This window comes from Streptomyces pratensis, from assembly GCF_016804005.1.
Classification (GTDB): Bacteria; Actinomycetota; Actinomycetes; order Streptomycetales; family Streptomycetaceae; genus Streptomyces; species Streptomyces pratensis_A.
In genome coordinates, this window is record NZ_CP051486.1 from 4,210,705 (window position 1) to 4,224,664 (window position 13,960).

General features: G+C 69.7%; 11 protein-coding genes, 3 pseudogenes and 1 riboswitch. Of the genes and pseudogenes, 8 read left to right on the plus strand and 6 right to left on the minus strand.

All coding sequences use genetic code 11. The annotated features are described in order from the left end of the window. Window positions 1-115: 115 nt before the first annotated feature. A complete protein-coding gene (locus tag HED23_RS16910) occupies window positions 116-721 on the plus strand; it encodes a hypothetical protein (protein WP_203184223.1) in 606 nt (201 codons plus the stop codon). Between the two features lie 199 nt (window positions 722-920). Here the strand turns inward: HED23_RS16910 and HED23_RS16915 are convergent. The 6 genes and pseudogenes from HED23_RS16915 to HED23_RS16935 all read right to left on the minus strand — a co-directional run. After that, a pseudogene (locus HED23_RS16915) lies at window positions 921-1,888 on the minus strand (PP2C family protein-serine/threonine phosphatase); the annotation flags it as partial. Beyond that, window positions 1,855-3,222, minus strand: coding sequence for a GAF domain-containing SpoIIE family protein phosphatase (locus HED23_RS16920; protein WP_238442003.1), 1,368 nt, complete (start codon window positions 3,220-3,222; stop codon window positions 1,855-1,857). The pseudogene HED23_RS16915 and the gene HED23_RS16920, both read right to left, overlap by 34 nt. Beyond that, window positions 3,197-3,685: a PAS domain-containing protein gene (locus HED23_RS35240; RefSeq protein ID WP_238442004.1), complete on the minus strand. Its 489-nt coding sequence runs from the start codon at window positions 3,683-3,685 to the stop codon at window positions 3,197-3,199. The genes HED23_RS16920 and HED23_RS35240 overlap by 26 nt, the downstream gene beginning before the upstream one ends. A 234-nt stretch (window positions 3,686-3,919) precedes the next feature. After that, window positions 3,920-5,146, minus strand: coding sequence for a cation:proton antiporter (locus tag HED23_RS16925; protein ID WP_203184224.1), 1,227 nt, complete (start codon window positions 5,144-5,146; stop codon window positions 3,920-3,922). A 22-nt stretch (window positions 5,147-5,168) separates the two neighbouring features. Further along, the gene (locus HED23_RS16930) at window positions 5,169-5,561 is read right to left on the minus strand and encodes a hypothetical protein (protein ID WP_203184225.1); all 393 of its coding nucleotides are present in this window, start codon (window positions 5,559-5,561) and stop codon (window positions 5,169-5,171) included. Between the two features lie 538 nt (window positions 5,562-6,099). Beyond that, window positions 6,100-7,089, minus strand: coding sequence for a ferric reductase-like transmembrane domain-containing protein (locus HED23_RS16935; protein WP_203184226.1), 990 nt, complete (start codon window positions 7,087-7,089; stop codon window positions 6,100-6,102). A 330-nt stretch (window positions 7,090-7,419) separates the two neighbouring features. After that, window positions 7,420-7,622, plus strand: a riboswitch (cobalamin riboswitch). A 270-nt stretch (window positions 7,623-7,892) separates the two neighbouring features. Between HED23_RS16935 and HED23_RS16940 the strand changes: the two genes are divergently transcribed. The 7 genes and pseudogenes from HED23_RS16940 to HED23_RS16965 form a co-directional block, all read left to right on the plus strand. Further along, window positions 7,893-8,717, plus strand: coding sequence for a hypothetical protein (locus tag HED23_RS16940; RefSeq protein WP_238442005.1), 825 nt, complete (start codon window positions 7,893-7,895; stop codon window positions 8,715-8,717). Further along, window positions 8,714-9,736, plus strand: coding sequence for a cysteine synthase family protein (locus HED23_RS16945; protein ID WP_203184227.1), 1,023 nt, complete (start codon window positions 8,714-8,716; stop codon window positions 9,734-9,736). The genes HED23_RS16940 and HED23_RS16945 overlap by 4 nt, the downstream gene beginning before the upstream one ends. Beyond that, window positions 9,733-10,983: an ATP-grasp domain-containing protein gene (locus HED23_RS16950; RefSeq protein WP_203184228.1), complete on the plus strand. Its 1,251-nt coding sequence runs from the start codon at window positions 9,733-9,735 to the stop codon at window positions 10,981-10,983. Before HED23_RS16945 ends, HED23_RS16950 begins: the two co-directional genes overlap by 4 nt. After that, window positions 10,976-12,214 carry an MFS transporter gene (locus tag HED23_RS16955; RefSeq protein WP_203184229.1) on the plus strand — a complete coding sequence of 413 codons (1,239 nt, stop codon included), beginning with the start codon at window positions 10,976-10,978 and terminating at the stop codon, window positions 12,212-12,214. The genes HED23_RS16950 and HED23_RS16955 overlap by 8 nt, the downstream gene beginning before the upstream one ends. Next, window positions 12,211-12,960 (plus strand): class I SAM-dependent methyltransferase, encoded by a 750-nt coding sequence (locus HED23_RS16960; RefSeq protein ID WP_203184230.1) that lies wholly within the window; start codon window positions 12,211-12,213, stop codon window positions 12,958-12,960. Before HED23_RS16955 ends, HED23_RS16960 begins: the two co-directional genes overlap by 4 nt. Window positions 12,961-13,042: 82 nt before the next feature. Continuing rightward, window positions 13,043-13,180, plus strand: a pseudogene (locus HED23_RS35245) (histidinol phosphatase); the annotation flags it as partial. A 400-nt stretch (window positions 13,181-13,580) separates the two neighbouring features. Further along, window positions 13,581-13,919 (plus strand): annotated as a pseudogene (locus HED23_RS16965) (hypothetical protein); the annotation flags it as partial. Window positions 13,920-13,960 lie beyond the last annotated feature (41 nt).

Here is a 13,960-nt window from a genome sequence, read left to right on the forward strand (position 1 = left end):
GGGTGGAATGGTTCCGGGACGGCTGGTGGGCGCGGGATCGTTGCAGCCGGCGGGTGCCGGCCCCACGCTGGTTGAGAACTGACCGAACGAACGACCCGACGGGGGATCCACGACCATGAACAAGCTCCGCACCGCACTCGCCACCGCAGCCGCTGTCGCACTGGGCCTCGCGGCCCTCGCCACAGCCCCGGCGCAGGCCGCTGCCCAGCCCGCCTTCCTCGCCGCTTCCCAGATGCCGCCGTCGTCGACGCCGTGGACCGCCACCCAGGTCTTCACCGGCGTCCCGGAGAACGGCGGCGTCCTCTGCGCCCCGTACAAGATCCCGGCGCAGAACACCCGCTACCGCGAGTTCAGCACCGAGCTCGACACCAACGGCGTCCAGGTCACCACCGTCGCCCGTACCGAGGCCGACGCCGTGAAGCTGGTCGACACCCTCCGCGGGGCCCTCGCCGGCTGCGGCCCCCTGCTGGAGCAGCAGAACCCGGGCCTGCAGGCCGTCAGCGCCTCCCACGGCAAGCTCGCCGTCGAGGAGGGCGCCTGGATCTACAGCCTGGACACCGCCGACCCGCAGATCGGCATCTCCGACATCCACCTGTTCTCCGTCGGCCGCGACGGCCGCACCGTCACCCTCGTCCGCTGGGGCCAGATGGGCGACCTCGAGGACGCCCCGCTGACCGCCTTCCGCACCACGACGAAGACCGCCGTCAACAAGCTCCACTGACCCGGGGGCTCCCCCGAGGGCTGACCACAGCTCGACAGCGGCGCGGCCGGAACCCGGGCGCGCCGCTGACGTGCCCACCTGCTCCGCCGACGGCGACTGGCCTTCACCAGCATCGCCTGCACCCTCATCTGCTACCGCAGACTCGCCAAATGAGATCGCCTCTTATGCCGGCTGCCGGACCGGAACGGCTTCGTACAGCTCAGAGGCGGACGACGACCAGCGCGATGTCGTCGTGGCCGCCCTTGGCGACGCCGAGCCGCGCGAGCAAGGCATCCGCAATCCGGTCAGGAGTGAATTCGCTCAGGTCACCCAGCGCCCTTCGGAGCAGATCCAGACCGGTGTCGATGTCTTCCCCTCGACGCTCGATCAGCCCGTCGGTGTACAGGATCAGGGTGTCGCCCTGGCGATAGGCCACGCTGGCCTGAGGGCGCGGCACATGCTCGGGCCGCGCGCCCAGAGGCGGATCGGTGGCATTCTCGAGCAGCTCGCACGTGCCGTCGCTGTGAAGCAGAACCGGTGGAAGGTGGCCGGCGCTCGAGTAGACGAGCAGTTTCGACCGGGTGTCGACGAGCACCGTGACCGCAGTGGTCGCCAGTGCGCCGGCGACCGAGCGGGCATACATGCCCACCCAGTACCTCCAGGGCCTGGGCAGGGCCGGTCACAGCCCGGCTTGCCGCGGACAGCGCACTGCGGAGCATCCCCATCACGGTGGCGGCCTCCAGGCCGTGACCGACGGCGTCACCCACGGCGACGGTGAACTGTCCGCCGGCCAGGTCAACGGTGTCGTACCAGTCGCCGCACACATTCAGGGAGCCGATCGCAGGGAGGTACCGCACCGCCACGTCCCCATGCCGGGCCGGATCCGGAGAGTGCAGCATCGCCTCCTGCAAGGTGACCGCGACCTCCCGTTCCCTCTCGTGCGCCGCCCGTAGCTCCTCGTTCAGGCGCAGCAGCTCGCGGGCCCGGAGGTAGAGCTCGGCCTCCATCCCCTCCTCCCTCTCGGTCATAGGCCCTCCCGCCCCGCCATGGCGGTCCCGGCGGGCCCGCACGAACGCGGTCACGTCCTCCACCCGGTGGATGATCCAAGCCACATGCCCGAGCCACATGCCCGTCCCGGTCGAAGACAGGTGTGTTCACCGTCGACCACCATCGCTCCTCGAACACCCCGTGACAAGTTCGCTGACGATGAGTTCGGTGGTGAAGACCGCTCCATCGAGGTTCCAGGACGCGAGTTGCCGGTCCACGAGTCTGCGCGCCGCGCCCACGACGGTGGCGTCGGCGGGCAGTGTCCAGTCAGCGACGTTCTCTTGGGGCAGGGGATGGGTGCGGGCGAGCAGGAGCACCGCGTCGTCGTCTCGGGAAGGCGGCATGCGGTACAGGGCTGTATCGCACAGTTCCTCCAGCGGCTGCGTGGTGGGGGCGAGGATGCTTTCGAGGCGGTGTCCGGCAGCGGTCCGGTCGGGGCCACGGGCGGCCAGCATGCCGATGGTGTAGTGGGCGAGCAGACTGCCCGGGGGCAGCTCGATCACGGCTGCGTCGAAGGCCCGTCCGCCGCCTGCCCCCAGAGGCGGCCCCTTCGGGACGTCCACGGGAAGCGGGGACCCGTCGGGGTCGACGATGATGGGGGCCGGGTGGCCCGCGCGAACCATGGTGCACTGACGGGAGACGGGGTCGTAGACGGTCACCGCGCAGGTCGCCACATGGGCTGCCGCATCCCCCGCGGGGGTACCCGCGAGCTGAACTGCGACCTCGTCCAGGTGAGTCAGCAACTCGTCCGTCTCCAGGTCCTGCAGGGCGAGCGTGCGCAGCGCGACGCGGAGCTGGCCCATCGTCGCGGCCGCCTCGATCCCGTGGCCTGCGACGTCACCGACGACCAGCGCGACACGGGTGCCGGGGAGCGGGATGACGTCGAACCAGTCGCCTCCCGCGCTCTCAGGCAGGTACACGTGGGCCGTCTCCACTGCGGAGAGGCGCGGGATCACACCGGGCTGGAGCCTGCGCTGCAGCGTCGCGGCCACAGTGTGCTCACGGTCGTAACTGTGCGCGTTGTCCAGGTGCGCGGCCGTGGTCGAAGCGGCTTGGCGGGCGACGTCCAGATCCGCTTCCTCGAAGGGGTCGGACTCGTGCCGGTAGAGAGTGAGCAGCCCGAGCACGGAGTCCCGCGCCTCGATCGGAGTGACAAGCATGGAGTGCACGTTCGCCGCGATCAGCGGCGCGAAGCCGCCAGGATCGCCGGACAGCCAGGGCTCGTCCGCCGAGACGCGAACAAGTCGGGCCCGCCTGTCGGCGAGGACCTGCGTGTACGGGGTCGGAAAGGGGAACGGCCGGCTGTCGCCTTGCCTCCTGCTCCTGTCGCCATCCGCGGGGGCGGACGACACCCTGCGTAGCGGGGTGGCCGGCGGCACCGGGCCGGGAAGGCGCGCGGTTCGGGCAGGATCCACGTCCAGCAGATCGACACTGGCCGCGTCGGCGAAGTCAGGCACCAGCGCGCACCAGCTCATCAGCTGTGGTCCGTACGTCGAGCGTGGAGCCGACGGTCTCGTGTACCCGGCCGAGAACGGCCAGACGGTCCGCTGCCGCCTGCTTCGCGGTCACGTCCTCGACCACGCCCACCAGCCCCGGTCTGTCGTCGCTCAAGCGGTACATGGGGAAGATGGACACTTCGAGGGCGAGCGTGCGGCGCGGGTTCGACGGGGATCTTCCCCGGATCAGCCGGCCCCGCAGTGGCTCGCCCGTCTCGAGGACCTCGTCGATCATTGCTCTGAGTTCGCGTGGTTCGAATCCGGGGGAGAAGTCCTCGACTCTGTGCCCGATGACGTCCTCGGCGGACAGTCTCCGCACACCGCGTCCGCGAGGGTTGTAGCGCGTGACCTTCCGTTCGGAGTCGAGGACGAACAGACCCTGGGGTGAACCGGCGAACAGCGCGTCCAGCACCGCAGAGTCGTCGGCCGGACTGCCTGCCATCGCCAGCTCCCTTCGCGGCCCCCTCCCCCACCCTGTCGCATCAGCTGAACGCGGCAACTCGGTCACGTGCACTTCGCACCAGGAACCTCGGCGTTGCTCCTGCTCCCGCAGGACGCGGCTGCCGAACGCGCGAGACGTCGTCCGGCGGCCACGCCCGGCTGTTCGGGCCGGGCCGAGTAACGGGCATGGAACCGAGCCGCGCAGTGTTGCCGGCGGACGGACTTCCCTGGCATGTCACCATGCCTCCGTGTCCTTCGCCTCTTCCTGACGGACCGGCGCAGGCCGTCCCGTTCCGCCGGCCTTCGAACGGATCCGCGTCGCGAGCAGTGGAAGCACGAGCACGGAGATCATCGCGGCACCGACCAGCGAAGCCGCCTCGTCGGAGGCGAGGAGCTTCTGGTCGACACCGATGGTCGTGATGGCGACGACCAAGGGGAGGCATGTGGAGGCGAACAGCGGCAGAGCCGTCCGGTCCGCCCGGCTGAGGTCCTTAGGGGCGAACACGTACACCGGGCAGCCGCGCACGAGCAGGAACAGCAGGAGGAATGCCGGAACCAGCAGGAGTGCCTTCAGGTCGTGCAGCAGAGCGTCCAGGTCGAACTCGATGCCCGTGACGACGTAGAACAGGGGCACGAGGAAGCCGAAGCCCATCGCCTCGACCTTGCCGAGAACCTCCCCGCTGCTCGCGGGTGTCGCCCGGTGCAGCACGAGTCGGGTGAGGACGCCGGCGGCGAAGGCACCCAGCAGCACATCGAGGCCGAAGACCTCCGCCAGCCCCAGCATGCAGGCGAGCAGCAGCATGACGAACCGGACCGCGAACTGGCCGCTGCTGTGCAGGGTCCGTTCTGTCAGCCGGGCGAACCAGGGCGGCCGGGGGCGCAGTGCCCAGAACACCGCGGCGGCCGTGATCGCCCCGAAGGCGGCCAGCAGGGCCGCCGACTCCGCCGGCCGGCGTCCACTGAGCAGGAGCGCGACGGCGACGACGGGGCCGAACTCGCCCACAGCGCCGAACGCCGACATGACCGTACCGAATCGGCCCCGCAGCTCTCCGCTGTCGCGCAGCATCGGAAGGACGGTACCGAGAGCCGTACTGGTGAGGGCGGTGCCGATGACGAACGCCTCGAAGACGTCACCGCCGCTGATGAGGAAGGCAAGTGCAATTCCGGCGACGAGGGACAGCAGCCAGGACCACAGGGAGCGGCGCAGGGTGTCGCCGCGGGCCGCCGCGAAGTCGATCTCGTAACCGGCGAGGAAGATCAGCATGGACAGGCCGAGGTCGGCGAGTGTGTCGACGACGTCGTCGGAGTGAGCCCAGCCGAGGACGTCGGGGCCGATGAGGATGCCGAGGGCGATTTCGAAGATGACCAGTGGGACACGGATGCGCCGTCCCGTGGCATGGACGAGGAGGGGTGCCAGAACGGCAGCCGCCATGATCAGGACGAGCGTGCCCGGGTGGGTCATGAAGCGCCGCCGAGTCGTCGGCTCACGATGACTTGACGGTGAAGCCGGCGTCCGGTTCGGCGAACCGGACGAGGCGCTCGCTCAGCCTGCCGAGGTAGCCGGTTGCCTCCGCGTCACATCGGCCGTCGAACTCTTCGGGCGTGGGAGCACGGAGGAGTGCCGAGCGCAGGACCGCTTCGTCGAGGCCGATCGCGAGATCATCAGCGTCGCCGCCGGTGCCGCTCCCCCTGACGTGGGTGAGGTCGCCGTTGCACTGCCGCTCCACGACCGAACCTCCGCCCCTGAGTTCGAAGCGGACGATGGTGTCCGTCTCCGAGCTGCGGGGGCCACCCACCCGGACGTCGAGCTGCCGCAGTGCCTGGTCGGCTTCCGTGACAGCCGCCCCCACGGGCTTCGGCTTCGTACTCAGTCCCATGGGCGCTCCCTCACAGCCAGTACGCGGACCGGGGGCTGCGGCACCCACGGCCAGTGCCACTCTGTCCTGAGCGGATTGCCTCCACTACCGGGTGTACTCCGTCAGGGGGAACGCCCGTCTGCGGCCGGCTCGCACCGGTGGACCGGACCGGCTCGCGCCGGCAGGCGGGACCGCAGGAGGAGCCGGCCGACTCCGCTTCGTTGTCCCGCCCGTCCGGTGGCGCCGCCTCACGACCGCGCGCTGCCCCCGATCGCGGACGTGGCGCCCGCCGGGCCCGGCGCACCCGCAGTCATGCCGCCGCACTGGTCGCGGCCGGGCCGGGCTGAGGTGTGCCGGCGCTGGGACCGGCACCTGCCCGAGCCGAGCACCTTGGAGGCGTCCAAGGCAGGGGCTCAGGAATACGTGTACGCCGGGACCTGACGGACGCCGTCGCCCGTCACCGGTCAGGCGCCGGACCACCCGGCCGCCCGGTTCCGGCCGAAGTCGCTTCGCACCGGCGCGACCTGACGGGCGCGGGACCCGCGGGCCACCGCTCGCCTCACTCCCCTTCCGGGGCGTGCGGAGCCGTGGAGGGTGCCTCCGCCGGTCGGTCCCGCCCTCCGTCGTGGCCTGACACCACCACCGCGACCAGCCCCAGCACGACTGCCGCGGCGGCGACGCGCCCCGCAGCCCGGAGCACCCACCCCGGCAAGGACAGTCCCCCTGAACGCCACCCCGACAGGGTGAGTCGTTCGCCCCTCCGGGCCGGCCGGGTCAACCGTACAAACAGCAGTACGGCGACCGGCAGTTGCAGCAGCCACAGCACCGTACGCGGCCACTCGCCGTACCAGACGTTCGTGCCGTACAGGAGGGTGTGCCACACGCTCAGGACGTACACGACGATCACGAACCTGTGCAGTCGGCGCCAGGTGTTGGCGCCGATGCGATGCCGGACGTAGAACAGCAGGCCGAGCGGGACCGCGAGGTACAGGGCACCCTGCCCGATCGGGATGGCGATCCGGCCGGTTCCCGAGTCGTACCAGCCGGGCACGAACGAGTCCGCGAAGCCCACCCACAGGCGTTCGGCCCACGCCAGCCCGGCCTCGTACCGGACGAGTTCAGCCGCGAACATCAGCGCGTGGGCGAACATCAGCGCCATAGTGGTCAGACTCGTGGTGCGGTGCCAGCGCTCCAGGACCTGCGGGGAGCCCGGCAGCCACGCGGGGCGCCGCCCTGACAACAGCAGTCCCAGCATGACCGTGCCCCACGCCCACAACAACGCCGACCAGCCGAAGGCCTGACTCAGCAGGTACATCCAGTAGGTGTCGGCGTCGGCCATGAACGGCATGACCGCCACCGTCGCCGAGTCACCCGACTCCACACGCACGTACAGGAAGACGAACACCGCCGCCGTGACCGCGAACGCGGCACCGGCCTCGGGCAGCACGGCCCGCAGGTCGGTGCGCAGGGTGACGCGGCCTGCGGCACGCCGGTCACGTGTGAGCGGCTCAGGTGTTCCTTCGTCGTCCGGCTTCTTCTCTGACAGCATCCCTGGCCCCCGGGCACCGACCACCGAGGGGCGGTGCGCATGTGTCGTAGGAGAAACCAGTCTCCCCTGAGGAACGGGAGGCACCCAGGCTCATTCCGGCCAGAGCACCGAGGCGGCCACGGCAGCCTGCCCGCCCAGCAGCACTCGGTGAGCCGCGTGCTACTGGCGTGGGGAGCATGTGGACACGAGCCGGATTCGGAATCGCTCGGACGGACCCGCCGGGCCCTCACCGTCACCCAGGCACCAACCTCATCAGGACAACCGTCCGTGTGCCCCTGTCGCAGCGCTGCGAGCGCCCCTACTGTTGGGCCCGCAGTCGGTTCGCGCCTCCCTTCCGTCCGGATGCCCGGTCGCGCGACGCAAGAGGGAACCCGGTGGGAATCCGGGACTGTCCCGCAACGGTGAGTGGGAACGAGAGCCGTCACATCACCGGGCCCCCGAGGTCCGAGGAGGCGACGGCCGACAGGTGCCCACCGGGTTTCCGGTGAGCGCGCCCACGAGTCCGGAGACCTGCCGCTGCGCCCGTGTTCGCGCGGGCTGTGCACGGTGACCTCGAGGACTGGGTTGGCGGTACGGACGGCTGTACGGCACTTTGTTGCCGCGTCTCCTCCCCGGTCGGTGGTCATGGCCCGGGACCAGGAGGAGAACGACTTGCTGATCACGCGCTTGACCGTCACCCGAGTCGGGAGCCCAGCCGTCCTCCGCCGGCACATCCGGGGGGAGCGGTGCTGACCCTCTCCGGAGAACCCCGCGAAGACCGGCGTGCGGCGCCGCCCACCGTGTCAGGCGTCTGCCATGGCACCTTGGGTGAGCTGTACCAGGGTCCTCTGCGCGCGGCCGCCGCGCCGGACATCGCCCTGGTCTCGTTTCCCGTGGACCGTCACTCCTGGGTCCACTTCACCCCGGGCACCGGCCCGCCGGAGCCGTCGGGTCTCGGGGACAAGTCGGCAACGGCCGCACGACTCTTCCTGGAGCACTTCCGGCTCACCCTGCCGACGGGCCTCTGGAGCACCCACTCCGACCTCCGGGTGGGTGTGGGGATGGCGAGCTCGACCGCCGACATCGTGGCGACGCTGCGTTGCCTGTTCCAGCTCTTCTCCCTGCCGTACGACCAGGAGGTGGTCCTCACCATCCTCGCCGCGATCGAGCGGGCCGACAGCGTCTTCCTCGACGAATTCGCCCTCCACCTCAGCGGTCGGCATCGGGTGATCCGGCGCCTGGGCACAGCCCTCGGCTTCCACACCGCGTTCGTCACGGAACCCGGGACGGTGGACACCGAAGCCGTCACCAGCTCGCTGCTGGAGCACTACCGACGGCGCGGAGAAGAGTACGAACGATGCCTGACCGACCTCCTCAAAGGCTTCGGCTCCGGTGACCCCGCGGCTGTCGCCCGGGCGGCGACGGTCAGTGCCGCGCTGTCCCAGGAGGTGCTTCCCAAGGCCACCTTCCACAGCCTGCTCGCGCACCGCGAGAGGTTCGGCGCGGACGGGATCTTCGTGGCCCACACCGGTTGCCTGATCGGCTATCTGTTCCCTCACCGCCTCGGTGCCCATCACAAGTCCGAACTCTCCGCCTTCTTCCATTCGCTCGGCCATCAGTGCTCATTCGTCCGAGGAGGATACGGATGATCCACCCCCACATCGCCGACGCCCTCAAGATGCCCGATCTCGTCCGGCTCACCGACACAGTGGTCCTGATCCGCTTCGAGTCCATGAAGATCTACTCAGCCCTGGCAGCCGTCCGCCATCTCCTCGACCGGGGCACGATCCGTCCCGGACAGACTCTGATCGACAGCTCCAGCGGCATCTACGCCTACGCCCTCGCGCTGGCCTGCCACCGGCACGGCCTGCGATGCCGCATCGTCGCGTCCACCACCGTGGACGCCACCACACTGGCCCAGTTGGAGATCCTGGGTGCTGTCGTGGAGCAGGTCAGGCCGTCGCGAAATCTCAAGCTCGACCAGGAACTACGGGTACGCCGGGTGAAGGAGATCCTCACCGGGCAACCTGACTTCCACTGGATGCGGCAGTACCACGACGGTGTCCACTACCTCGGCTACCACGACGTCGCCGACCGGATAGCCGCGGCGCTTCCCGGCCGGCCACTGACCGTGGTAGGCGGCGTGGGATCCGGCGCGTCGACCGGTGGGGTCGTGGAACATCTGCGGAGAACTGACCCCACGGTGCGTCTGATGGGTGTGCAGCCGTTCGGCAGCGTCACCTTCGGCAGCCAGGACCATGACGACCCGGAGGCGATCATCGCGGGCATCGGGTCATCGATCGTCTTCGACAACGTCCACCACCACCTCTACGACGGGGTGCACTGGATGGACTTCACCCACGCGATGTCCGGAGCGGTCGCGCTCCTTCGCGACCACGCGGTCTTCGCCGGGCTGTCCACCGGAGCCGGATACCTGGCAGCCTCCCACGAGGCACGCCGCCACCCCGACCGGCTGCATCTGGTGATCGGTGCCGACACGGGCCACCGCTACGTGGAGCGGGTGTTCGCCCGGCACAAGGAGTCCCTCGATCCCGGGGCCCTGAAACCTCTCGAGGTGGCGGGGCCCGAGGAGATGGCCATGCCCTGGTCCACCATGGCGTGGCAGCGCAACCCTGCCCCCGCACACAGGAAGGAGCGGACCGCGTGAGTGTGGTCTGCCTGGAGTCGCTGACCTTCGGACTCGGACACCTGGTACGCGCCGCCGACACGCTGGGCGAGCGGCTGCTGCTGCTGACCCGCGATCCGTCGTACTACGCGTACGAGCTCGAACGGCTCCCCGCCGGTGCCCTGGACGTGGTGGAGACGGACACCTTCGACACGGAACGGGTGGCCGGCCTGCTGCACGGGACAGCCGGCCTCCGCGGCCTGATCAGTTCCACCGACACCTGGACGCTGGTCGGCGCGGAGCTCACGGTGCGCCTGGGCCTGCCCGGACTCGATCCGGCTGTCCTGCGGCTCGCACGGGACAAGTCCGCTGTACGCAACCGGCTGTACGAGGCGGGGCTCACCAGAGGGCGGGCTGTCGAGTCGGGCGGTTCTCTCGCTGAGCTACGGGAGTCGCTGCTGAAGGAGGCCGGTCTGCCCGCCGTCATCAAGGACACCGCAGGTACCGGCAGTCAGAACGTCTGGTTGGCACGGGACGAACCCGAACTGGACGCCGCCCTGGCGCAGGCAGCGGGGCGGTCGTTCATGGGGCGGCTGTTCGCCGAACCGTACTTCGGCGGACCGGTGTACAGCGCCGAGACCCTCTCCTGGCAGGGGCGGACCCGGCTGCTCGGCGTCTCCAGCCGCCTGATGTCACCCGAGCCGCGGTTCCGCGAGGAGATCACCGCCTTCCCCGTCCGCTTCCCCGAGGAGCAGCACATCTCGCTGGAGAGGTGGCTGGGTGACGTGCTGGCCGCCATCGGCTATACCGACCGCTTCGCACACGTGGAGTTCGTGCTGACCGCCACCGGCCCGGAGGTCGTCGAGGTGAACCCCCGTATCGGTGGTGCTCTTGTCGGCGAGGGCATGTGCCGGGCCCTCGGATACAACGTGTACGAGGCGGTGATCGAAGCGGCGCTCGGCCGGCGCCCCCGTCTGATGGACGCGGACCTGCCTGGCGGTCCGGCCGTGGCCTTCGTGCTGAGCTACCCGGACGCCCCAGGGACGCTGACCGGGGTCAGCGGGCTCGAACGGCTGGCCGCACTGCCGGGGGCGCCTGCCTGGTATCCGGTCAAGCGGATGGGCGACCCCGTCGAGCACCTGTCCGACAGTCGTGGGTACGCGGGCATCGTCTACGCGGAGGCCGAGACGGCCGAGCTCGCCACGCACCGGGCGGTGGCCGCGGCCAACGCCGTGCGGGTGCACACCGAGCCGTTCGCGGCGTCCGGCCCGAAAGCGCCCCGTGGGTGAAGGCACAGGGCGCGGGCCGGGCCGGCGTTCGGGGCTGTCCCCGCTGGACGGGCCGCTGCGCTTCCTACTGCTCAGCTCGTTCCTGATCCCGCTCGGCAGCTTCATGGTCCTGCCGTTCATGTCGGTCTTCCTGCACGAACGCCTCGGGATGGGGCTGGGGACGGTCGGTGTCGTACTCGCCGTCGCGTCACTGGTCCAGTTCTCCGGCGGGATAGCCGGTGGCGCGCTGGCCGACCGGATCGGGCTGCGGCGCACCATGCTCTGGGCTCTGATCGTACGAACCGCCGGCTTCGTCGGCCTGCTGATGGCTCTGCGCTGGCCGCCACTTGCCGTCGCAGCGCTCATCCTGACGTGCTGTGGTGCCGCGCTGTACCTGCCGGCCAACAAGGCGTACCTGGTTCACGGGGTGGAGGAGGAACGGCGTCCGGCATACCTGTCGGCGGGAAACGCGGCGCTGAACGCGGGCATGGCGATGGGCCCGCTGATCGCGGGGCCGTTCGTACTGTCCTCACCCGGCTGGCTCTTCGTATCCGTGACGGCCCTCTTCGTCGTGGTGACAGCAGGCCACGCGCGGCTGCCGTCGACGGCCTCCGAGCAGCCACCCACCGCCGGGGCACCTCGCCAGGGTCTGCTGGCGGGCGTGGCACTCCTGCCGTTCGCCGCCAACGCTCTGGCCTTCTACCTCTACTTCCACTTCCAGCACTTCCTGGCCCTGTACGCCGTCGAGCAGGCGTCCACCGCGATCTACAGCGCGGTGCTGCTGCTCTGCTTCGCACTGGTGATCGTCGTACAGCCCCTGGCGTCCGGGCTGATCAACCGCATGCCGTACGGTCTGGCCCTCGCGGTCGGCTTCACGGGCCTCGCGGCAGGTCTGGCCGTACTCGCGATCGGCACCCGGCCGGCTCTGCTGGCAGGCGGTGCCCTGATCACCCTGGGCGACATCGTGCTGTTCCTGAAGAACGACCTGGAGGCGCTGCACCGCAGTCCCCGCTCCGACGCGGTGGTCTTCGGCCAACAGCGGCTGGCGGCCGGCCTGGGGGCATGCGCCAGTGGAGTGCTGGGCGGTCAGCTCTACGGTCTCGGCGAACGAGCCGGTGACACCGGCTCGTTCTGGCTGCTCGCAGCAGCGCAGTGCCTGCTGCTGCCCCCTCTGCTGCTGACGCTGCGCCGTCGCGTGGCGTCGGCGGCACGTCCCACACGACTACGACGAAGGAGCACTGCCGCACCATGACACGGACCGGCGGATTCCAGGACGATGACTTCTGGACGGAATTCCACGACTTCCTGTTCACCGAACAACGCCATACCCAGGCCGAGGAGTTGCTCGACAGCTCTCCCCTGCTGTCCTTCCGGCCAGGGGCACGGGTGCTTGACCTGTGCTGTGGTCCCGGGGTGTTCACCGTTCCGCTCGCCGCACGCGGTTTCGACGTGACCGGCGTGGACCTGAGCCCGGCCATGCTGGACAGGGCGCGGAAACGTTCGGCCGACGCCGGCGCGCCCATCACCTATGTGCAGGCTGACGCACGCTCGTACGCTCCGCCGGACGGCTTCGATGTCGTCCTCAACATGTTCACCTCCTTCGGGTACTTCGAGGATCCCGCCGACAACACCGAGGTGCTGCGGAACATGCACCGGTGCCTGGCGCCCGGAGGAACACTCCTCCTGGATCTCGCGGGCAAGGAACTGCTCGCCCGTAAGGTCACCCCTCCGAAGGTGGTACAGCGGGGGGACGACCTGCTCGTACAGACCGACACCGTGCTCGACGACTGGGCTCGGCTGCGGAGCGACTGGGTACTCGTCCGGGGAGAACGGGTGACCCGGGCGTCCTTGGTGTGGTTCGTCTACAGTGCCGTGGAATTGCGCCGCATGACCGAGGACGCTGGCTTCGGCCGCGTGGAGGTCTTCGGCGGCTTCGACGGCCGTCCCTACGACCAGGAGGCCGAGCGCCTGATCGTACGGGCGACGCGCACACAGTGACGAGGCGCGGGGTGCGGCGGGCCGCTCCTTCTGTGGCTGATGCGGCGAGATGCACGACGGACCGCTGAGGAGGGAGCGGCATGACGGCGAGGTGACCGCTTCGGTGCCGCCGGCCGAGGTGCTCACACCCCGGCTGCTGGCCGATGTGTACGGGGTGGCGAGCGAGGTCGCCACCCATCCGCGCACGGGTGCCCCACAAGTGACCTTTCTTCCGGAGGACGCCAGGCACGGGCAGAGCCAGGACGACGAGAACGGCAAAGCCCCGCACGGGCGATCGATCGTCGGGCCGACCAACTGGCGCCCACAACAATGCGCTCCCAGGGAGGAACCGAAGTCTCAGCTCCAGCCGATCCCACTCCGCATACGAGAGATCCTCTCGCTCCGTGTCTCACGGAACGGGCCGAGAGGCTCGGGATCAGCTCGAGTTCGAGCGGAATCACGTTTCCGCGGAAGACGACGGTGAAGGGGTACGACTCACGGACTCGTTGTCGTGGTGGAGAGCACGCTCCCGAGCTCGTAGCGCACATGATCGAGTGCGTGCAGTCGTGCCTGCAGCCAGGTCTTGATGGCGCTGTCCGCCTGATCGACTTCTTCACCTTGGACTGCCAGTCCGTCGGCGCGAGGCCCAGCGGACCCGGATGCGCTATCACGCTCTCCTGGAGGACATGCACCGCACCGAAGCCGCGATGCGGACAGCCGGCGCCTCGGAGGAGGAGATCGCCAGAGAGCTCGTCGACCTGCGCAACCAGGCCAAGGGAATCACCCGCGCGGGTATGACCCCGAAAGAGGTCGCCATCCTGGAGCAGCGCAACCGCGAGAAGTACGGCAACCCGCTCGGACCCACCGCCGACCAGCTCTGCGTCGAGTACGGCTCCTGGGAGAAGGTCACCGACGCAACGATGCGCACGAGTTACGCAGTCGACCGCGAACTGAGCCTCGAATACCGTCCTTGCCCCGTGTGGTCGGCGAAGGCACTCGGCGTCGGGGGACACCGGCTGTC